The organism is Sphingomonas phyllosphaerae 5.2 (assembly GCF_000419605.1).
In the GTDB taxonomy this organism is placed as follows: Bacteria; Pseudomonadota; Alphaproteobacteria; order Sphingomonadales; family Sphingomonadaceae; genus Sphingomonas; species Sphingomonas phyllosphaerae_B.
In genome coordinates this window covers 2,782,138-2,800,659 of record NZ_ATTI01000001.1, presented here as the reverse complement: position 1 = coordinate 2,800,659, position 18,522 = coordinate 2,782,138, and the positions used below count along the sequence as shown (strand labels likewise).

Genomic DNA, 18,522 nt, shown 5'->3' with positions numbered 1-18,522 from the left:
CCGTATAGGCCGCCCGGTCGCACGCGCGGGCGTGGCGAAATGGTAGACGCAGCAGACTCAAAATCTGCCGTAGCAATACATGTCGGTTCGAGTCCGACCGCCCGCACCATCCGGCTGCCGCCGCTGCGAAGGAAGGGCGCCGCGACGTTCGTCATCGCATCGGGACGCCCGCGCTGGCGTCGGATCAGGCGATGCCGAGATCGGCTGGCCCGAACGCATCGGGGAGCAACTCGCTGAGTCGATAGCTCGCCACGTCATCCCCGTCCGCGCCCGCGCAATGTACGCCCAGGTCGCGCCCGCCGAGCTGCGCGGCTTCGTTCAATACCTGCCGGCAGCGCCCGCACGGTCGCACCGGCGTGTCGCCGGTCACCTGGCCTGCGGCGTCCATCAGCCCGCCGATCACCCCGACCGCGACGACCTCGCGCAGCCGCCCCTGAGCAGACACGGTCGCGATCGCCACCGTTTCGGCGCACAGCGACAAGCCGTAGCTGGCGTTCTCGACATTGGCGCCCGTCACGATGCTGCCATCCGTCAGCAGCACCGCCGCGCCGACCGCGAAGCGCGAATAGGGCGCGTGCGCGTGGCGGGCGGCGGTACGCGCGGCGGCGATCAGGCGCATTGCTTCGTCGGTCATCGCGCAAAGGCTCCTTGTACGGCCACGTTCCAGTCGACCGGGCCCTGCACGCCGTCGATGCGGCGCACATCGCTCGCGCGCCAGATCGTCCAGCCGCGCGCGCCATAGCCCGGCTTCAGGAAATTGCCCACCGCCCACCAACGCCGGTCGATCGCCTCGGTCAGGTGGTAGTCGCCTTCCACGTCGGGGGCGATGCGCAGGATCACGGCGGTGCCGGTATGCGCCTCGACCCGCTCGATCATCGCGCGCACGCCCGCCAACAGCGCGGCCCGCTCCGGGCGGTCGCCGCACTGCGGATCGTAGGCGAAGTCGATCGTCGCGGGCAGCGCGCGCAGATCGCGCGGCACGACGGTATTGAACACGTCGCCCTGCACGCGCGGCGACTGGCAGAACGAGAAGACGTGCATCGCGCCGCGCTTCATGCCGACGCGCGCCATCGCGTCCCAGTTCGCCTGGAAGTTGCGGTCGCGGGTCGTCGCGCCCACGGTCGCCACCGCATAGCCGAATTGCGCGCCGGCGCCCTTCAGCACCGGCCACACGATCGTGCCGGTCGTCTCCGAAACGTCGACGCCCTGCACGGGATAGCGCTCCAGCGACGGCGTCCAGCGCATCGCGAGTCGCCATCCCGCGACGCCGGCCAGCGCAAACGCCGCCAGAAACAGCACGAGCCGTCCCAAACCCCACATGATATGTATCTCAAGCCTTGATGTGCAGGACGCAGATCAGCGTGAACAGCCGCCGCGCCGTGTCGAAATCGATATGGATCTTGCCGTCGAGCCGCTCGCGCAGCAGCTCGGCGGCGTCGTTGTGGATGCCGCGGCGTGCCATGTCGACGGTCTCGATCTGCGCCGGCGTGGACTGGCGGATCGCCTGGAAATAGCTGTCGCAGATCGCGAAATAGTCGCGGATCGGGCGGCGGAAACGCGCCAGCCCCAGCACCAGCATCTCCAAATGCGCGCCATCCTCGCGCGCGATGGCGATCGCCAGCCGACCTTCCTCGACGCCCAGCGTCACGCGATAGGGCCCGGCATAGCCGTCGGCATGCGCGCGCTGCGGCGCGAAATGATTGGCCTCGATCAGGTCGAAGATCGCGATCCGCCGTTCCTGCTCGATATCGGCCGAGCGCCACAGGATCGTGTGCTCGTCCAATGTGATGTCGATGATCCGCGGATCGGCCATCCGCGTGGCGATAGAGACGATCGTCCGCGATTTCCACAGGCCGCTTCATCGCAAGCGCGTTTCCGGCGGCGGGCCGTGCGGCTATAGGCTGGGGGATGGCGACTCTGGCATTTCCTCACGCGGCCCCGGCCGAACCCGTCCACCTGCCGCGCAACGTGGAGGCGGAGGCGGCGATGCTGGGCGCGATGATGATCGACAATCGCCTTGCCGACGACATCGTCGACCGGCTGGAGCCCATGCACTTCTACGAACCGGTCCACGGGCGAATCTTCGCCGCGATCAAGGGGCTGCGCGCGCAGGACATGCTGGCCACCCCCGTCACGCTGCGGCCGATGTTCGAGGCGGACGAGGGGATCAAGGAGCTGGGCGGGGTCGCCTATCTTGCCAGCCTGACCGGCTCGGGCGCGGGGCTGATCGGCGCGCGGCAGTTCGCGACGCAGATCTACGACCTCGCGATGTTGCGCACGCTCGTGTCGGTCGGTCATTCGATGGTCGATCGCGCGATGGACACCAGCGAGGAAGTGAACCCGCGCGCGCAGATCGAGGCCGCGGAGGAAGAGCTCTACCGCGTCGCCGCGGACGGCGGTGCCGAGAACAGCGTCAAGAGCTTCGCGCAGGCCAGTACAGCGGCCGTGAAGATGGCGGAGAAGGCGCTGAACTGGGGCGGGAACCTCAGCGGCGTCACCACCGGGCTCGATTCGATCAACTCGAAGATCGGCGGCATGCACCACTCGGATCTGATGATCCTCGCCGGGCGCCCCGGCATGGGCAAGACCTCGCTGGCCACCAACATCGCGTTCAACGCCGCGCAGCGCTGGATGCGCGACATGCGCGACGGCATCCCGCCGGCCAAGTCGGTCGGCGCGAAGGTCGCGTTCTTCAGCCTGGAAATGAGCGCCGACCAGCTGGCGACGCGTATCCTGGCCGAACAGTCGCGGATCAGTTCCGAGGCGCTGCGCATGGGCAAGATCAGCAAGGCCGAGTTCGAGCAACTGGCGGCGGCGGCGGCCGAGCTGGAAAACCTGCCGTTCTTCATCGACGATACCGGCGGCCTGACGATCGCGTCGCTTCACACCCGTGTCCGGCGGCTCCAGCGGCGCCACAACAACGAGATCGGGCTGGTGGTGGTCGATTACCTCCAGCTGCTGACCGGGTCGGGCAAGGGCGACGGCAACCGCGTGCAGGAAATTTCCGAAATCTCGCGCGGGCTGAAGACGTTGGCCAAGGACATGAACGTCCCGGTGCTGGCGCTGTCGCAGCTGAGCCGTGCGGTGGAAAGCCGCGAGGACAAGCGCCCGATGCTGTCGGATCTGCGCGAATCGGGATCGATCGAGCAGGACGCCGACATGGTGTGGTTCGTCTTCCGAGAGGATTATTACACCGCGCAGCGCGAGCCGAAGCGTCCGATGGAAGGCGATGAGGCGAAGGTGTTCGAGGATCACGCGCGCTGGGCGGCCGACATGGAGCGTGTCTACGGCCTTGCCGAGTTGATCGTCGCCAAGCAGCGCCACGGCGCCACCGGCAAGGTGGTGTTGAAGTTCGACCCGACGATCACGCGCTTTAGCGACTACGCCGGCTTCTGAACGGCCGCGTCGCAACTGCGGCATGGGACGATCCGACCCCTCGGCACCGACCCGACGGTAGTGAAAGTCGGATACCGGCGCGTGCCGAAGTGGGTGCGCGGTTCGGTTAGCTTGTGAATAGGCGAGATGTGCCAAGCCCGAGGAACCGGACCGCGCGGCCGGCGTGTCCGGCCCGTCCAGCGCCCCTTGCAAACCGGACGGCCGCGCCGAAACCGTCATCCCGGACCTGAGCGTTCCGCTACTTACCCGCGGCAGGTGAAGGGGCACCTCACGCTGCGCCGGGGTTTTGGCAGGGTCGGCCAAACGAGGCCGCATGGGGAAGTTTCGCCGTTCGGCCCTCGCAGCGCTTCGATCCGCCTGCTTCGACAACGCGAGTCCCGCTGCGAAGCCGAAGCTGAAAGCGGTTGCGTCGGCTGACAGGTGGCAGACGTTCGATCTCGCGTCCGACCGGATCTGCCTATTTCGACATTATCGCTCGTCCGCGGCGTCGCGCATTTGCGCTATCGTGCGCAGCCTAATCCGTTCGGGGTATGACGTGTGCGGCGCGTTCCTCCACAGGCGTGCGCGTACCGCCCGGGGGGGCGGACGTCAGGGGGAATATCATGCGTAGATTATCGATGGTCGCTGCGGCGGCCGGGCTGGTGCTGGCCGCGACGCCGGCGATGGCGCAGCAGGACGCCGCTGCCGATGGCGGCACACACGTGCGCGCGGCGGTGACCGCGGGAACGCTCGGCATCGGACCGGAGCTGGCGGTACGCTTCAACGATCACGTCGGCGTGCGGGGCGGGGCGGGGTTCCTGACCGTCAACGGCACAGCCGAGTCGGACGATCTGGAATATGACGGCAAGTTCCGGCTGCAAAGCTATGGCGCGATGCTCGACGTCTATCCGTTCGGGGGCGCGTTCCGCGTGTCGGCCGGCGCGCGGATCAACCGTAACCGCATCACCGTCGGGCTGACCCCGGACGAAGAGGTGACGATCGGCGACCAGGATTTCACCGCCGCCGAAGTCGGGCGCCTGTCGGGACGTGCGACGCCGAAGAAGTTTTCGCCCGCGCTGACGCTCGGCTGGGCGGGGCAGAACCGCCGCGGCTTCTTCGTCGGAAGCGAGATCGGCGTGCTGTTCCAGGGCGCGTTCAAGCTCGAGCAGTTCCAGGCGAGCGGCACCGCCCGCAACGATGCCGACTTCAAGGCGGCGCTGGAGCGTGAGCGGATCTCGTTGCAGGACGACGTCGACAAGGTGAAGGTGTGGCCGATCCTGCAGGTCGCGATCGGCTGGCGCTTCTGATCGGCGGGCGGCGCGGCGCGATGATCGTGCCGCGCGGCCGTCAACGCGGACGATATGCGATCTGCGCCGTACCCTCCGCGCGCACCGGCAGGAACAACCCCGCGCCGGTGACCTGCAGCCGCCCGGTGGTAACCCGCGACACCTCCGTCGACAGAAAGAAGTCGCCCTGTCGTCGTGCGCCGATGGCGGCTTGCGCCTTGGTGAGCACGCGCTGGTAATCGGGTGCGAAATCGTGGCGAAGCGCCAGCGCCACCGCCTGCTGCACCTGCGTGGCGTCCAGCAGGCTGACGATCAGGTCGACCGCCGTCGAATCGGTGTCCGCCGCGAGTTGCACGTCGCGCGCCTGCACCAGCTGCGAGCCCTCCTCGTTGTACGGTTGCGCCGTCAGCCACGCCTCGCCGGTGGTCGCCGGCAGTTTGCTGTCGCGCGGGGTCACCTTGGCGACGACGCCCACCGCCAGCCGGTTGTCGGTGGTGGCATAGACGGTGACCTTGCCGAATGCGACGTCGACCGGGCCGACACCGGTAAGCGTGATGCCCTTCGCTGCCAGCTTGCGCAGCGTCCGCAGCACGATCGGCTCCAGCTGCGCATAGTCGGCGAGCACGGGGATGAAGAAGCGCAGGCCCGGCTGACCCTTGACCTGCGACGGCGGAGGCAGCGGCGTCGGCGCCGGATCGGCGGGACGAGGCCCGACGAAGGTCTGCGTCAGCGCCTCGGCCGCGAGCGTCAGGCGCAATTGCCGTCCTTCGATCTTGTAGCCGCCGAAGCCGAGCGCGCGTGGCGCGATGCGCATCCATGCCGGCGGGTTGCGCTTGCTGAGTTCGATCACGGTGAAGCCGTGCCGCCACGCACCGTCCAGCTGCGTGCGCAGGTCGAGCTTGGCGACTTCCTTGGGCAGGTCGCGCTCGAGCTTGGCGACGACGCGCTTCAGTTTTTCGTCGGCGCGGCTGGTGAAGCTGATGCGCTGCCCGGCGATGTCGATCCCCGGCGGCTCGCGCCAGTCGTAGGCGAGGTCGAGCGTGGCGCGCGGCTGCCAGTCGCCTGCCAGGCCGAGCCGCCCGGTCGCGTTCACGATCGCGCGGGCGGTCACCGTTTCGCCGAACACCCCGCCGACGTCGCGCACATGGATGACGGCCGAGACCGGCATGGTGATGTTCAGCCGGTCGCCCACGCCGGTGACGCGGATCGTGCCGCGCGTCACCTCGCCGATGATCCGGCAGCCGAGGTCGGGCGTCACCTTGACGCGCCCGATGCCCAGATTGACCCGCTTGCCGCGAACGCATTTGTCGCGATGCTCGTCGATCGTCCACAGCACGCGCGGGGTGCGTTGGTCGAGCCCGCGCTCCAGCATCCGCAGGTCGGCCGTCACCGGCACGACGATTGTCGAGGTCTGGTCAGGGAAGGGCGCGATCGTGGTGTCGATGCGCGGCGGCGCGGGCGCCGGATCGTGGCGCGCGCATCCCGCGGCGAGTAGCACGGGAACAAGTAACACGCGCCGCAACCTGATCTCCATCAACGCCCTTGCTACTGTTACCAATCCGTAACGGCCGTTTTCGATCCGATCAGAACAGCAGCGTCGTAGAATAGACCAGCGCGCCCACCGCGGCGGAAGCGGGGATGGTGATGATCCACGCGACCACCACGTTCTTGGCGACGCCCCAGCGCACCGCCGATGCGCGCCGCGAGACCCCTGCGCCGATGATCGAGCCGGTGATGGTGTGCGTGGTCGATACCGGGATGCCGAGCGTCGAGGCGGTGAAGACCACGATCGATCCGGCCGCCGAGGCGCTGAAACCCTGGTGCTGCGACAGGCGCGTGATGCGCGATCCCATCGTCTCGATGATCCGCCAGCCGCCGGTCATCGTGCCGAGCGCGATCGCGATATAGCAGCTGATCGCCACCCAATGCGGTACCTCGAACGGACCGCTCAGATATCCGGTCGAATAGAGCAGGACGGTGATGATCCCCATCGTCTTCTGCGCGTCGTTCAGGCCATGGCTCAGCGAGTAGGCGGCCGACGAGATCAGGTGCAAGGTGCGGAAGCTGCGCTCCGCCTGCGGTGCGGTCGACCGGCGCAGCGCCCAGCTGGAGATCAGCATCACCGCCATCGCCAGGAACATGCCGATCATCGGTGACAGCACGATCGCGATCAGCGTCTTGTTGAGCCCGGCCCATTTCACACCGGTCCACCCGGCATGCGCGACGCCGGCGCCGACCAGCCCGCCGACCAGCGCGTGGCTGCTCGACGACGGAATACCCTTAAGCCAGGTGACGACGTTCCACGTCATCGCGCCGCCCAGCGCGCCGAAGATGACCCCGGGGGTAACGACGTCCTTGTCGATCAGCCCCTTGCCGATCGTCTCCGCCACCGCGTGCAAGCTGGGGAAGGCAAGGGTAAGGAAATAGGCGGCGAAGTTGAAGAACGCCGCGAACGCCACCGCCCGGACCGGCGACAGCAGCCGCGTGGCGACGACGGTCGCGATCGAATTGGCGGCGTCGTGCAGGCCGTTCAGATAGTCGAACGCCAGTGCGACCACGATCAGGCCGACCAGCAGCGGAAAAGCGAGTTCGTGCATGACCGGCGATCAGGCGTGGTCGATGACGATGCCGTCGATCTCGTCGGCGACATCCTCGAAGGCATCGAGGATGCGTTCGAGATGCTTGTAGATCTCGCGTTCCACCACGAAGCGCAGCGTATCGGTCTGGCCATATTGCTGGAGCGAGCGACGCAGCCCGGCAGCGTGGAATTCGTCGGCCTTGCCCTCCAGGCGGATCAGCGCCTCGGTCAGTTCGTGGAGCCGCCCGCCGTTGCGGTTGACGTCACGCAGCAGCGGCATCGCCTCGACGGACAGTTCCGCGGCCTCGACCGCGACCGCCGCCATCTCGCGCATCTCGGGCGCATAATCGGTGAGGCCGTACAGGTCGATCGCCGACGCGGCGGCGTACATCTCGTCGATCGTATCGTCGAGCGCGCCGATCAACGCGGTGATCGCGCCACGATCGAATGGCGTCAGGAAGGTCGCGCGCACGCTTTTCAGGACGTCGCGGGTGATCTCGTCGGCTTCATGTTCGCGCCGGTTGATCTCGGCGAACAGCGCGGGACGATCCGGGCCGCCCTCCAGCAACCGTGCCGTCGCGCGTGCGGCAGACAGGCCGATGGCGGCATGTCCTTCGAATTGCTCGAAGAAATTGCCCGTCTTCGGCAGCAGCCGCTGGAACCAAGCGAACATCAAACTCCATCCCGAACGAATTGTAAAAACATGCAGGGCGCCCCGAAGCACGGAGCGCCCGCCAAGCCAAGCGTTCCCGTGCACCCCATGTACGACAATTGCGTGACTCGCGTGCCGCGCGGCACCACCCGTCTCCCGCGCCGGTCGCCGCCGTTCCATCGCGGGACGGCTTACGGGGTCGGCTCAGGCCAGTTCGTACCAGATCGGATTGGTGCCGAACAGCACGCTCGCAGTGGCGACGTGGCCGGAGGCGAAGGCGATGCGCGTCCCCGGATCGGGGCGGTGTCCGTGGAGCGCGACGGCGACGCGCAGCATACGTCCGTCGAGGCGGCGCTCGAACGCGAGCAGGTGCGCGCCGTCGGCACCATCGACGGTGGCGGGCGCATAGTCGCCGTCCGCGAACAGTACGGGGTCGTCGCGCCGCAGCCGCAGCAGCGCCGCGATCAGCCGCAGCTTGGGCGGCGGGTCGCCGGCAAGCGCAGCACGGCGTGCGGCGTAATCGACCGGCCGGCGGTTGTCGGGATCGACCAGGCTGAGGTCCGCGAACTCTGTGCCCTGATAAAGGTCCGGCACACCCGGCAGCGTGTAGCGCAGGAGCACCTGCGCCAGCGTGTTGGCGCGCGCGACCGTGTCGAGCGCGGAAACGGTCCGCTCGATCAGCGCCAGCGCCGCTGCATCGTCCGGCAGCGCCGAGACCAGCGCGGCGGCGGCTTGCTCATAGGCGTCGTCCGGGGCCTCCCACGACGATCGCAGCTTGGCCTCGCGCAGCGCCTTCTGCTGCCACGCGGTGATCCGCTCCACGAAGTCGGCGCTCGCGCCGTCGCCGCTCCATGCGCCGACCAGCGACTGGAACAGCATGTAGCGGTCGGCATCGTCGACCCCTCCGTCGTCGCGGTCCAGCCACGCCAGCGCGGCGTCACGCCACATGCCCGGCTGCGCGCTGATCGCCGCCAGGCGCGCGCGCGTATCCTCGCCGCGCTTGTGGTCGTGGGTGGCGGTGGTCAGCATCGCGCGCGGTACGTCACGGGCGCGCTCGGTCATCAGCGCGTGGAAGTCGGCCGGGGCCATGCCCATCCGCTCGGTATCGAAGCCGACGTCGTTGCGCGACAGCAGCCGCCCGTAACGGTAGAAGCCGGTGTCCTCGACCGCCTTGGCGGCGATCGGAGCGGACAATTGCTGGAAGCGCCGCACCGCATCGGCGGTCTGCGCGTCGCCGTCGCCGGCCAGCCACGACAGGATCAGGTCGACGACGTGCGCCTCGCCGGGCGGGATCAGCTCGGCGACGCGCGTGCGCGCCAGTTCGCGGATCGCGGCATCACTCTCCGGCGCGGCAGGTCCGTAGGTGCGATAGACCGGGAACACCCACAGCAACCGCTCGATCGCGCGGCGCAGCATCGCTGCGGTGATCCCGTCGGGTGCGAATGCATGGAAGGCGGCGACGCAGGCATCGAGCTGCCCGGAGAATTGCCATGCCAGCAGGTCCTGCCGTGCCTGGAACTCTTCTGGCTCGAAGCTGGCGCTGCGCCCGCTGACCTCTTCCCACAACGCGCCGAGCGGTTCGGCACCGGCGGGATCGTGGAGGAGCGCGGCGACCTGTTCCATGAAGTCGTAGCCGCTGGTGCCGTCTACCCCCCAGCCGAGCGGCTGCGGCTCGCCCGCGGCGAGGATCTTCTCGATCACGATCCACGCATCCGGGCCGAGTCGCTCGCGCAGGCGTCGGGTGTATCCGATCGGATCGGTCAGCCCGTCGACGTGGTCGATGCGAACGCCATCGATCAATCCTTCGTCGTGAAGGCGGAAGTAGAGCGCGTGCGTCTTCTCGAACACGGCGGGATCCTCGATCCGCACCCCGGCGAGTTCGTTGATCGAGAAGAAGCGCCGCCAGTTGAGTTCGTCGTTGGCGACCCGCCAGTAGGCGAGGCGGTAATGCTGGCGCGCAAGCAGTTCGGCGAGCGGCACGGCGTCGGCGTCCGCCTGGTCCTCGTCGCGGACGGGGAAGCGATGCTCGCCGTATGCAACGACGTGCCAGCGTCCCTCCACCTTCTCCAGCGCGATGTCGCCGTTGGCGAGCGCTTCCTGCAGCGGTGCGCCGAGCACCGGCACTACCACGGCCGCGCGCCAGTCGATGTCGAACACCGCGGCATGGTCGCTTGCCGGTCCGCGCGCCAGCACGTCGTGCCACCAACGGTTCGCCTCGCCCGCCACGCCCATGTGGTTGGGGACGATATCGATGATCACGCCCATCCCGCGCGCGCGCAGCGCCGCCACCAGCGCGCGGAACGCCGGCTCGCCGCCCAGTTCGGGGTTGATCGTCGTGGGATCGATCACGTCATAGCCGTGCGTGGAACCGGGTGCCGCGGTGGTGATCGGCGATGCGTAGAGATGGCTGATGCCGAGATCGTCGAGATAGGGGACCAGCGCCTCGGCGTCGGCGAAGGTGAAGTCCTTGTGGAACTGGAAACGATAGGTGGCGCGGGGGGTCATGCGTGTCTCTCCGCGGTGAGCGAATGGATGCGGCGCGCGACATCGCGGCGCGCGAGCAGCGCCGCGGTCGGCGCGTCCATCCGCCGCCGCCAGTTGGGATGTTCGTCGATCGTGCCGGGCAGGTTCGGCTGTTCCTCGAGCCCGAGCAGATCCTCCAGCGGGAAGATCGCGAGCGGGCAGGGTGCACTGGCGACGTGCGCGAGCAGCGCATCGATCGGCGGTGTGGCCGGCGGATCGCCGGGCTTGCCCATCGCGTGCCACAATGCGGCGCGTTCGGCGGCGCGCCGCGGGCGGTCGCCGCCGCTGCGCCCCAGCCGCTCGGCCCAGTCGATGTCGCGTTCGCGCCACCAGCCGGCAAGTGTCGCAGTGTCATGCGTGCCGCTCATCGCCACGGCCGGCTCGTCCCATGCGGCAGGCGCGGTGAACCCGCCATCCTCGTCGCGCTCGAACGGCAGCACGCGCATCCCGAGCATGCAGCGCTGCGCCAACGTGTCGCGGAAGCCGGGCGGCACTGTGCCCAGATCCTCCGCGATCACCAGCGCCTCGGCGCGGTGCGCCTCGATCGCGACGATACGGCGCATGTGGTCGCCGGGCATCCGCAGGTATGCGCCGCGATCCGCGCCTTCGCCGGCCGGGATCACCCACAACCTCTCCAGCCCCAGCGCATGGTCGATGCGGATGCCGCCGGCGTGCGCCAACGCGACGCGCAACGTATCGATGAAGGCGCTGAAGCCGGTGCGCTGGAGCGCGAAGGGGTCGAGCGCGGTAATCCCCCAGTTCTGGCCATCGGGTCCGAGCGGATCGGGCGGCGCGCCGACCGTCAGCCCGGTCAGCAATTCGGCCCGCGCGCTCCACGCATGGCTGCCGCCCGCATCCATCCCCACCGCCAGATCGGCGACGATGCCTGTTGCCATCCGCTCCTTCGCGATGCGGTGCGCACTGGCGAGCCCGAGATCGGTAAGCCATTGCAGGAAGGCGAAGAACGCGACGTCGTGCTCATGCTCGGCGGCGAAGCGGATTACCGCCTCGCCTGTCGGATCATGATATTCGGCCGGCCAGTCCTGCCAGCCGTTCCCGCCGAGTTGCGCGTGCAGCGCGTCGAAGCGCGCATGCGCCTCCAGCGCGGCACCGCGTTGCCGCCGGTACGTGCGCGCCGCCGACAGCGCACCTTCGCTCGCCAGTTCGAACGCGGCGCGCAACTGCGCCATCCGCGCCCGCGCCGCCGCCGGCCAGTCGATCAATGCAGTGGCGGCGGCGGCGGCGGGGGCAGGGGGAAGCGGGATGCCGATCAGCCCCGGATCGGCGAGCAGCACGTTGTGGAACAGCCGGGTCGAGGGCGAATAGGGGCTGAAGCGTGTCGGGTCGGCAGGAAACAGCGCGTGGGTCGGGCTGATCGCCAGCGCCTGCGCGCCGACGCGTGCAAAGGCCGCGGCGGCTTCGGTCAGCGCCCCGGCGTCGCCGAACGCGCTGTCGGTGCTGCCGCGCAGGCTCGGCACCTGTACCGCGACACCCCAGCCGCGCGGCGGCAACGCGCAACGACGTGGCGCAATCGCGAGCGTGAACGCGCGGTCGCCGGCAAGCAGCCGGTGGTAGCCGACACGCTCGACCGGCGGGAGCGCACCGTCTTCGCCGATCGGCAGCGTCAGGCGATGGCCATCGTCGAGCAGCAACTCGGCGGTGCCGGTCACGCCGCCGGGCAGCGCGATCGGCTGCCCGGCGTCGGCGGAGAGGAACGGCGCCTCGGGCGGCGTGGTGTCGAGGCAGGCGAGGATCGCCTCCAGCACGTCGTCGTCGACCCGTTGCGGGCGTCCGTCGGCATCCTCCCAGTCGCGCGACAGTCCGGCTGCCGCCGCGCGCGTATCGAGGTCGGTCACGCCTCGATCCATGCGACGAAGCGATCGCCGCAGGTGAAGATCGGGTCGGCCCCGCCGGGCAGTGTCGCGGGTTCGTCGGCGAGATCGATTGCGAGCCCGAGCGTCGTTCCGTCGCCGAGCCGCCAGCGCGCCACGACGGCGGCCTCGCCCAGCGCCTGCGCGCCGACCGACTGCGCGCCACCCAGCTGCGGGACGATCCGGTCGCGGCGCAGCGTCAGCAATTCCGTGTAGAAGACGCGCCATTCGGCGGCGTCCTGACCGGGCTGCGGGATCGAGGCCGCAAAGGTGCTCGTGGCATTGGGATCGGGGATGCGTTCGCGCGCCTGCGGGTCGGCGAAGGCGTCGAACTTGGCGAACTCCTTGCGCCGCCCCTCGCGCACCGCGTCCGCGAGTTCGTCATGGAAGTCGGTGAAGAACAGGAACGGCGTGGCGCTTCCTTCTTCCTCGCCCATGAACAACAGCGGAATCTGCGGACACAGCAGCAGCAGCGCGGTCGCGGCGCGCAGCTTGGCCGTGTCGGTCAGCGACAGCAGCCGTTCACCCAACGCGCGGTTGCCGACCTGGTCGTGGTTCTGGAGGAAGGCCACGAAGCGCGTCGGCGCCAAATGCGCGCTCGGCGTGCCGCGCACCGCGCCGTCGTGATTGGCGGAGCCTTCGCCCTGGTAGATGAAACCTTCCGCCAGGCACCGCGCCAGCCGCTCGGCGGGGCGATCGGCGAAGTCGGCGTAATAGGCGTTGCTCTCGCCGGTCAGCAGCACGTGCATGACATTGTGGAAGTCGTCGTTCCACTGCGCGTCGAACGCATCGTCGCGCAAGCGTGCCGCGTCGTTCTCCTCGTTCTCCAGCACGAGGTGGACGGGGCGATCGGGCAGCGCGGCGCGGATCTCGGCCGCCATCGCATCGAGGAAGCCGGGGTTGCGGATCGCGTGGACCGCGTCGAAGCGCAGCCCGTCGATACGATAGTCGCGCAGCCACATCAGCGCATTGTCGACGAAGAACCGCGCGACCGGCGCGCGCTCCACCGCGACCGCACCGCCCCACGGCGTGTGCACCGCGGCATCGAAGAAGTCCGCGGCATAAGCGCCGAGGTAGTTCCCGTCCGGTCCGAAGTGGTTGTAGACGACATCGAGGAACACGCTGATGCCCAGTCCGTGCGCGGCGTCCACCAACCTGCGCAGATCGGCGGGGGAGCCGTAATCCTCCTGAACCGCATAGGGCAGCACGCCGTCATAGCCCCAGCCGCGCGTGCCGCCGAACGCGCCGACCGGCATCAGCTCGATCGCGGTGATCCCGGTCGCGGCGATCGCGGGCAGCCGGTCCATGACGCCGGCAAAGCCGCCCAGCGTTCCCGCGTGGCACTCGAGGATCACCAATTCGTGAAAAGCGTGTCCCCGCCACGACGAATGCTGCCATTCGAACGCCGTTTCCGGCACCACGCTCCACCCGTGGACCCCGCCCGACTGCACACGCGATGCCGGATCCGGCACCGCCTGATCCCCGACCCGGAAGCGATAGCGCGTGCCCGGCCCTTCCGCGCGGTCGAGTGCGTACCAGCCGTCTTCGCCGCGCGTCATCGCGACCTCGTCGATGCCGTCCAGCTCCAGCGTCACGCCTTCTGCATCGGGTGCCCACAACCGAAAGCGCGTGCCGCCGTTCGGCAGCGGCTCCGGACCCCAGCGCATCATGCCGCCGTCCGCCACGTTACCAGCACCGCACCTTGTGGCGCGACCTCGTAGCTGTCCTCCACGGACACCTCACCCTGTTCCGGTTTCGCGCTGTCGACCAGCACGGTGCGCGTCGCGTGCGGGGTCGGGAAGTGGAAGGTGACCGGGTCGCCAGAGGCGTTGAGCAGCAGCGACACCGCCTCGATCTCGCCGTCCGCAGTCGCCATGGCGCGGCGCATCATCAGCGCGCGGCCGTCCGGGTTCTGCCAGTCCTCCGGGGATAGCTGCGCGCCGCGTTCGTCCCACCACTCGATGTCGTTTACGCCGCCCGCGGCTGTTTCCTCGCCGTAGAGGAAGGTCGGGCTGCGCAGCACCGGGAAGCGGCGGCGCAACTCGGCAAGGCGTCCGGTAAATTCGATCTGCGCCTGCCCGTCGGGGGTCGCCGCTGCCTTCCAGTCGAGCCAGCTGATCTCATTGTCCTGGCAATAGGCGTTATTGTTGCCTTGTTGCGTGCGCCCGAATTCGTCACCCGCGACCAGCATCGGCGTGCCGAGCGATGTCAGCAACGTGGTCAGCATCGAGCGCATCACGCGGCCGCGCGCATCGTTCACCGCCTCGTCGTCGGTCGGCCCCTCGACACCCCAGTTGCACGAGGCATTGTGCGAGTGACCGTCACGATTGTCTTCGCCGTTCGCCTCGTTGTGGCGCTCCTCGTACATCACCGTGTCGGCGAGCGTGAAGCCGTCATGCGCGGCGAGCAGATTGACGCTCGCCCACGGGCGACGCGCCCGCCGGTCGAACAGATCGCCCGAACCCGACAGCCGCGCCGCGAGATCGGGACGTTTGCCCGGTTCGCCGCGCCAATATTCGCGCACCGTGTCGCGGTACTTGTCGTTCCACTCGGCGAAACCGGGCGGAAAATTGCCGAGCTGATAGCCGCCCGGGCCGACATCCCACGGCTCGGTGATCAGCTTCAATCGGCCCAGTACCGGGTCCTGCCGCAGCACGTCGAAGAAGGCCGAGCCGGGATCGAAGCCATGCTCCTCGCGACCCAGAGTCAGCCCGAGATCGAAGCGAAACCCGTCGATCCCGAAGCTGGTCGCCCAATAGCGCAGCGAATCCGCGACCATCTGGATCACGCGCGCCTTGCTCATGTTCAGCGTGTTGCCGGTCCCGGTGTCGTTGATCGTGTAACGCGGCTCGTCCTTGACCAGTCGATAGTAGCTGGCGTTGTCCAACCCGCGCCACGACAGCGTCGGCCCCTTTTCCGAGCCCTCGCAGGTGTGGTTGTAGACCACGTCGAGGATTACCTCGATGCCGGCCTTGTGCAGCCGGTGGACCGCGCGCCGCAACTCGTCCTGATGCTCCGACGCCATGTAGCTCTGTTCCGGCGCGAAGAAACCAAGGGTGTTATAGCCCCAGTAATTCCGCAGACCCTTCTCCTGCAGGAAGCGATCCTGCGTGAAGGTGTGGATCGGCAACAGCTCGATCGCGGTCACGCCGATACGTTGCAGGTGCTTGATCACGGCTGGGTGTCCGAGTGCGGCATAGGTCCCGCGCTCGCGCGCGGGCACCAGTTCCATCAGCTTCGTCATCCCCTTGACGTGCGCCTCGTAGATCACCGTCTCCGCCCACGGCGTGTTCGGCCGCCGGTCGCGAGACCAATCCCAATGGTCGTCGACCACCACCGACTTCGGCATCGCCGGCGCGCTGTCGCGCTTGTCAAAGGACAGGTCCTCGCGGCGATGCCCGATGCGATAGCCGTGCAGCGCGTCGGTCCACTTGATCTGCCCCTGAATGCGGCGCGCATAGGGATCGAGCAGCAGCTTGTTGGGGTTGAAGCGATGGCCCTCTTCGGGCGCATAGCGGCCATGCGCACGCAGCCCGTAGACGAGCCCGGGGCCGACATCGGGCAAATAGCCGTGCCACACCTCGTCGGTGCATTCGGTCAGTGGCAGGCGCTGCAACTCGCGCTTTCCGGCGGAATCGAAGATGCAGACGTCGATCGCGTCGGCATTGGCGGAAAATACCGCGAAATTGACCCCTTCGCCGTCGAACGTGGCGCCAAGCGGATAGGGCGATCCCGGCAGGAGCCGGTCCGGCAAGTCGTGCAACGATGTGCTCCCGTCAGGAGGAAAATGGCGCAGTCATGATGGCATCGCCGACGCGCGTCGGCGCGCGTGTCAGTTGGCGCGCTTGCGCCGCGCTGCAGGCTTCTTCGCCGCAGCGGGCTTGGCGGCCGCGACAGGCGCTGGCGACCCCGCACCGACCTCCGCCGCCTCGGGCTGCTGCTGCCCGACAGATGCGTCGGCGACATCTGCACCGATCTCGGACGCCGAAGCGCCCGCATCAGGTTCGATTTTCGGATCGATCTCGTCGGCGACCGGGCCCTCACCCGCGAACGCGCGCTCGGCCTCTTCCCAATGCTCGCGGTCACGACCGTGCGGCTCGCCTTCCTGCTGCCACAGGCGATAGGCCTGTTCGCGGATACGGGCGTTGCGATCGTCAACCATGAGCTTTTCCCCTTCTGCCTTCAGGCGCAAAACTCACGAAGCGCATCTTCGTCGCAATCGCCGTGCAAGAAAATCAACGTCGCGCCAGCAACACCGCGCTGCCCACCGCCAGCCCATCCTCGATCAGCCCGCTTGCGGTCTGGCCGTACCGTTCGGCGGCGGCAGCGCGCAGCCGGAAGGTAAGGTGCGATGCAGCGACCGCGGCTGCGGCGCCGAGCATCGCGCCGATCGCCCGCTCGCCGCGCGGCGCACATGCGGCACCGGCCAGCGCCCCGCTCAGCAGCCGGCCCGCGATACCCGCCGGTTCGACACGGTCGGGCGCCTGCTTCAGCTTGTCGCCTGCCAGTTCGCCGGCCGCCAACGCCAGTGACCCGGCCGAGAGCAGCGAGGCACGCCCACCCTTGTCACGTGTCGCCAAAGCCAGGGCGGCGAGGGGTGTCATCGCTCGCGCACCTGCCACCGCGCCCATCAGGATCGATCGTATCATACTTTGTCTTCCGCTTGTCTGTCACGCGGCACAACTTTTTGGCGACGCTTCGGTTCAGCTCACGAGAGCCGACGGAATTAACATATATTTCAAGCATGACGGCTAAGCAGGCTTCAAGAATGGTGCGCAATGGAGGGACAACGATGATCGCTTGGTTTCGCGATGATGCGCCGATCAGAACGAAGTTCGCGGCACTCGGCATCGTCTACACCGGCTCGGCGCTGATCGCGCTCGCCGCGACCGGCGGGTTGGCGGCAGGACGCGTGTCGAGCACCGTCGCGGTCGGCATCGTCGCCGGCATTGTGGCGTTGGTCGGCCTTGTGGCGATCGCCTCGCGCAAGCTGGTCTGCGATCCCTACGTCAACACCGTCGTGCGTATGGAGGCACTGGCGCGCGGCGACTACGCCAGCGAGATCCGCTACACCAAATCGCGCGATTGCGTCGGACGGATGACCAAGGCGATGGAGGTGTTCCGCGGCAACGGTCAGGCGCTCGCCTTGTCCTCGGCGGCGCAGCGCGAGGTCGTCGATGCGCTCGGGCACGGACTGGGGCGGCTTGCCGACAACGACCTGACGCATCGCCTCGAGACGCCGTTCGCGGCCGATTACGAAGCACTTCGGCGTGACTTCAATCGTGCGATGTCGGCGGTGGCCGACGCGATCGGGGCGGTGACCGGCGCTGCCAACGGAATCAAGAGTGGCTCGGCCGACATTCGCCAGGCGTCCGACGACCTGTCGCAGCGCACCGAACAGCAGGCCGCATCGCTCGAGGAAACTGCGGCCGCGATGGAGGAGATCACCTGCACGGTCCGTGAGACCGCGGCCGGCGCCCGTCGCGCCAACACCGCGGTCGGCGACGCGCGTACCGAAGCGGAAAGCTCCGGCGAGGTCGTGCGCCGCGCCGTCGCCGCAATGGGCGGGATCGAGCGGTCGTCGTCGGAGATCAGCGAAATCATCAGCGTTATCGATGGCATCGCCTTCCAGACCAATCTGCTCGCGCTGAACGCCGGGGTCGAGGCTGCGCGCGCCGGCGATGCAGGCAAGGGCTTCGCCGTCGTCGCCAGCGAAGTGCGTGCACTCGCCCAGCGCTCCGCCGACGCTGCCAAGGACGTAAAGGTCAAGATCCACGCTTCCACCGAACAGGTCGACGCCGGCGTCGCGCTGGTCAGCGAGACCGGCAAGGCGCTCCAGCGGATCATCGCCCGGATCGGTGAGGTCAGCACGCTGGTCTCGACGATCGCCGCCTCCGCCGAGCACCAGGCGACCGGGCTTCAGCAGGTCAACACCGCCGTCTCCGAGATGGACGGCGTCACGCAGCAGAACGCCGCGATGGTGGAGCAGGCGACCGCCGCCGCGCGCAGCCTTGCCGAGGAAGCCGACCGGCTGATGGCCGAAGTTTCACGCTTCCGCATCGATGGCCGCGCACGCGCCATCCCGGTGGCGGTCGCCGCGTCGCCGGTCCACGATCTGCAGGCGCGCGCCGCCCAGGCCGGCCGCGATCTCGCCCGTACCGCTCGCCGCCCTGTCACCGGCACGCGCGGGAACGCGCTGGCAGTTGCGGACGAGGAGTGGTCGGACTTCTAAGCTCG

The 18,522-nt window shown here is 68.5% G+C and carries 15 protein-coding genes and 1 tRNA gene; 4 read left to right on the top strand and 12 right to left on the bottom strand.

The window, feature by feature from the left end:
* Nucleotides 1–25 precede the first annotated feature (25 nt).
* Nucleotides 26–109 (top strand) — tRNA-Leu (locus SPHPHY_RS0113150).
* Nucleotides 110–184: 75 nt separating this feature from the next.
* Here SPHPHY_RS0113150 and SPHPHY_RS0113145 read toward each other — a convergent pair.
* From SPHPHY_RS0113145 to SPHPHY_RS0113135, 3 genes are read right to left on the bottom strand one after another with little or no spacing between them, the layout of a single operon-like run.
* On the bottom strand, nt 185–634 hold the full coding sequence (locus SPHPHY_RS0113145; RefSeq protein ID WP_022687151.1) for a cytidine deaminase: 450 nt from the start codon (nt 632–634) through the stop codon (nt 185–187).
* A complete protein-coding gene (locus SPHPHY_RS0113140) occupies nt 631–1,320 on the bottom strand; it encodes a GH25 family lysozyme (RefSeq protein WP_043130060.1) in 690 nt (229 codons plus the stop codon). The genes SPHPHY_RS0113145 and SPHPHY_RS0113140 overlap by 4 nt, the downstream gene beginning before the upstream one ends.
* Nucleotides 1,321–1,330: 10 nt before the next feature.
* Nucleotides 1,331–1,813 (bottom strand): UPF0262 family protein, encoded by a 483-nt coding sequence (locus SPHPHY_RS0113135; protein WP_022687149.1) that lies wholly within the window; start codon nt 1,811–1,813, stop codon nt 1,331–1,333.
* Between the two features lie 95 nt (nt 1,814–1,908).
* On the opposite strand from SPHPHY_RS0113135, the gene SPHPHY_RS0113130 reads away from it, so the two are divergent.
* The gene (locus SPHPHY_RS0113130) at nt 1,909–3,396 is read left to right on the top strand and encodes a replicative DNA helicase (protein WP_022687148.1); all 1,488 of its coding nucleotides are present in this window, start codon (nt 1,909–1,911) and stop codon (nt 3,394–3,396) included.
* 602 nt (nt 3,397–3,998) lie between these two features.
* Entirely contained in the window at nt 3,999–4,682 is a 684-nt protein-coding gene (locus SPHPHY_RS0113125; protein WP_022687147.1) for a hypothetical protein, read from the top strand.
* Nucleotides 4,683–4,722: 40 nt separating this feature from the next.
* Here the strand turns inward: SPHPHY_RS0113125 and SPHPHY_RS0113120 are convergent, their stop codons facing one another.
* The 9 genes from SPHPHY_RS0113120 to SPHPHY_RS0113080 all read right to left on the bottom strand — a co-directional run bounded on the left by SPHPHY_RS0113120 (nt 4,723) and on the right by SPHPHY_RS0113080 (nt 16,934).
* On the bottom strand, nt 4,723–6,174 hold the full coding sequence (locus tag SPHPHY_RS0113120) for a DUF4403 family protein (protein WP_231370419.1): 1,452 nt from the start codon (nt 6,172–6,174) through the stop codon (nt 4,723–4,725).
* Between the two features lie 70 nt (nt 6,175–6,244).
* Nucleotides 6,245–7,258: an inorganic phosphate transporter gene (locus tag SPHPHY_RS0113115; protein ID WP_022687145.1), complete on the bottom strand. Its 1,014-nt coding sequence runs from the start codon at nt 7,256–7,258 to the stop codon at nt 6,245–6,247.
* A 9-nt stretch (nt 7,259–7,267) separates the two neighbouring features.
* Nucleotides 7,268–7,912 (bottom strand): DUF47 domain-containing protein, encoded by a 645-nt coding sequence (locus SPHPHY_RS0113110; RefSeq protein WP_022687144.1) that lies wholly within the window; start codon nt 7,910–7,912, stop codon nt 7,268–7,270.
* Between the two features lie 183 nt (nt 7,913–8,095).
* Nucleotides 8,096–10,396, bottom strand: coding sequence for a malto-oligosyltrehalose synthase (gene treY / locus SPHPHY_RS0113105; protein ID WP_022687143.1), 2,301 nt, complete (start codon nt 10,394–10,396; stop codon nt 8,096–8,098).
* The gene (gene malQ / locus SPHPHY_RS0113100) at nt 10,393–12,270 is read right to left on the bottom strand and encodes a 4-alpha-glucanotransferase (RefSeq protein ID WP_028056890.1); all 1,878 of its coding nucleotides are present in this window, start codon (nt 12,268–12,270) and stop codon (nt 10,393–10,395) included. Before malQ ends, treY begins: the two co-directional genes overlap by 4 nt.
* Nucleotides 12,267–13,955, bottom strand: coding sequence for a malto-oligosyltrehalose trehalohydrolase (gene treZ, locus SPHPHY_RS0113095; RefSeq protein WP_028056889.1), 1,689 nt, complete (start codon nt 13,953–13,955; stop codon nt 12,267–12,269). Before treZ ends, malQ begins: the two co-directional genes overlap by 4 nt.
* Complete coding sequence (gene glgX / locus SPHPHY_RS0113090) at nt 13,952–16,048, bottom strand: glycogen debranching protein GlgX (RefSeq protein WP_043130056.1); 2,097 nt, start codon at nt 16,046–16,048, stop codon at nt 13,952–13,954. The genes treZ and glgX overlap by 4 nt, the downstream gene beginning before the upstream one ends.
* 69 nt (nt 16,049–16,117) lie before the next feature.
* Complete coding sequence (locus SPHPHY_RS20155; protein ID WP_022687139.1) at nt 16,118–16,447, bottom strand: DUF2934 domain-containing protein; 330 nt, start codon at nt 16,445–16,447, stop codon at nt 16,118–16,120.
* Nucleotides 16,448–16,520: 73 nt separating this feature from the next.
* A complete protein-coding gene (locus tag SPHPHY_RS0113080; protein WP_022687138.1) occupies nt 16,521–16,934 on the bottom strand; it encodes a hypothetical protein in 414 nt (137 codons plus the stop codon).
* Nucleotides 16,935–17,077: 143 nt separating this feature from the next.
* Between SPHPHY_RS0113080 and SPHPHY_RS0113075 the strand changes: the two genes are divergently transcribed.
* The gene (locus tag SPHPHY_RS0113075; RefSeq protein WP_022687137.1) at nt 17,078–18,517 is read left to right on the top strand and encodes a methyl-accepting chemotaxis protein; all 1,440 of its coding nucleotides are present in this window, start codon (nt 17,078–17,080) and stop codon (nt 18,515–18,517) included.
* The last annotated feature ends 5 nt before the right edge of the window (nt 18,518–18,522 follow it).

What these genes read in the sequence shown, in the direction of transcription:
- SPHPHY_RS0113145 (WP_022687151.1), bottom strand. Translation starts at nt 634, where the DNA reads ATGACCGACGAAGCAATGCGCCTGATCGCCGCCGCGCGTACCGCCGCC.
- SPHPHY_RS0113140 (WP_043130060.1), bottom strand. Translation starts at nt 1,320, where the DNA reads ATGTGGGGTTTGGGACGGCTCGTGCTGTTTCTGGCGGCGTTTGCGCTG.
- SPHPHY_RS0113135 (WP_022687149.1), bottom strand. Translation starts at nt 1,813, where the DNA reads ATGGCCGATCCGCGGATCATCGACATCACATTGGACGAGCACACGATC.
- SPHPHY_RS0113130 (WP_022687148.1), top strand. Translation starts at nt 1,909, where the DNA reads ATGGCGACTCTGGCATTTCCTCACGCGGCCCCGGCCGAACCCGTCCAC.
- SPHPHY_RS0113125 (WP_022687147.1), top strand. Translation starts at nt 3,999, where the DNA reads ATGCGTAGATTATCGATGGTCGCTGCGGCGGCCGGGCTGGTGCTGGCC.
- SPHPHY_RS0113115 (WP_022687145.1), bottom strand. Translation starts at nt 7,258, where the DNA reads ATGCACGAACTCGCTTTTCCGCTGCTGGTCGGCCTGATCGTGGTCGCA.
- SPHPHY_RS0113110 (WP_022687144.1), bottom strand. Translation starts at nt 7,912, where the DNA reads ATGTTCGCTTGGTTCCAGCGGCTGCTGCCGAAGACGGGCAATTTCTTC.
- treY (WP_022687143.1), bottom strand. Translation starts at nt 10,396, where the DNA reads ATGACCCCCCGCGCCACCTATCGTTTCCAGTTCCACAAGGACTTCACC.
- treZ (WP_028056889.1), bottom strand. Translation starts at nt 13,955, where the DNA reads ATGATGCGCTGGGGTCCGGAGCCGCTGCCGAACGGCGGCACGCGCTTT.
- SPHPHY_RS20155 (WP_022687139.1), bottom strand. Translation starts at nt 16,447, where the DNA reads ATGGTTGACGATCGCAACGCCCGTATCCGCGAACAGGCCTATCGCCTG.
- SPHPHY_RS0113080 (WP_022687138.1), bottom strand. Translation starts at nt 16,934, where the DNA reads ATGATACGATCGATCCTGATGGGCGCGGTGGCAGGTGCGCGAGCGATG.
- SPHPHY_RS0113075 (WP_022687137.1), top strand. Translation starts at nt 17,078, where the DNA reads ATGATCGCTTGGTTTCGCGATGATGCGCCGATCAGAACGAAGTTCGCG.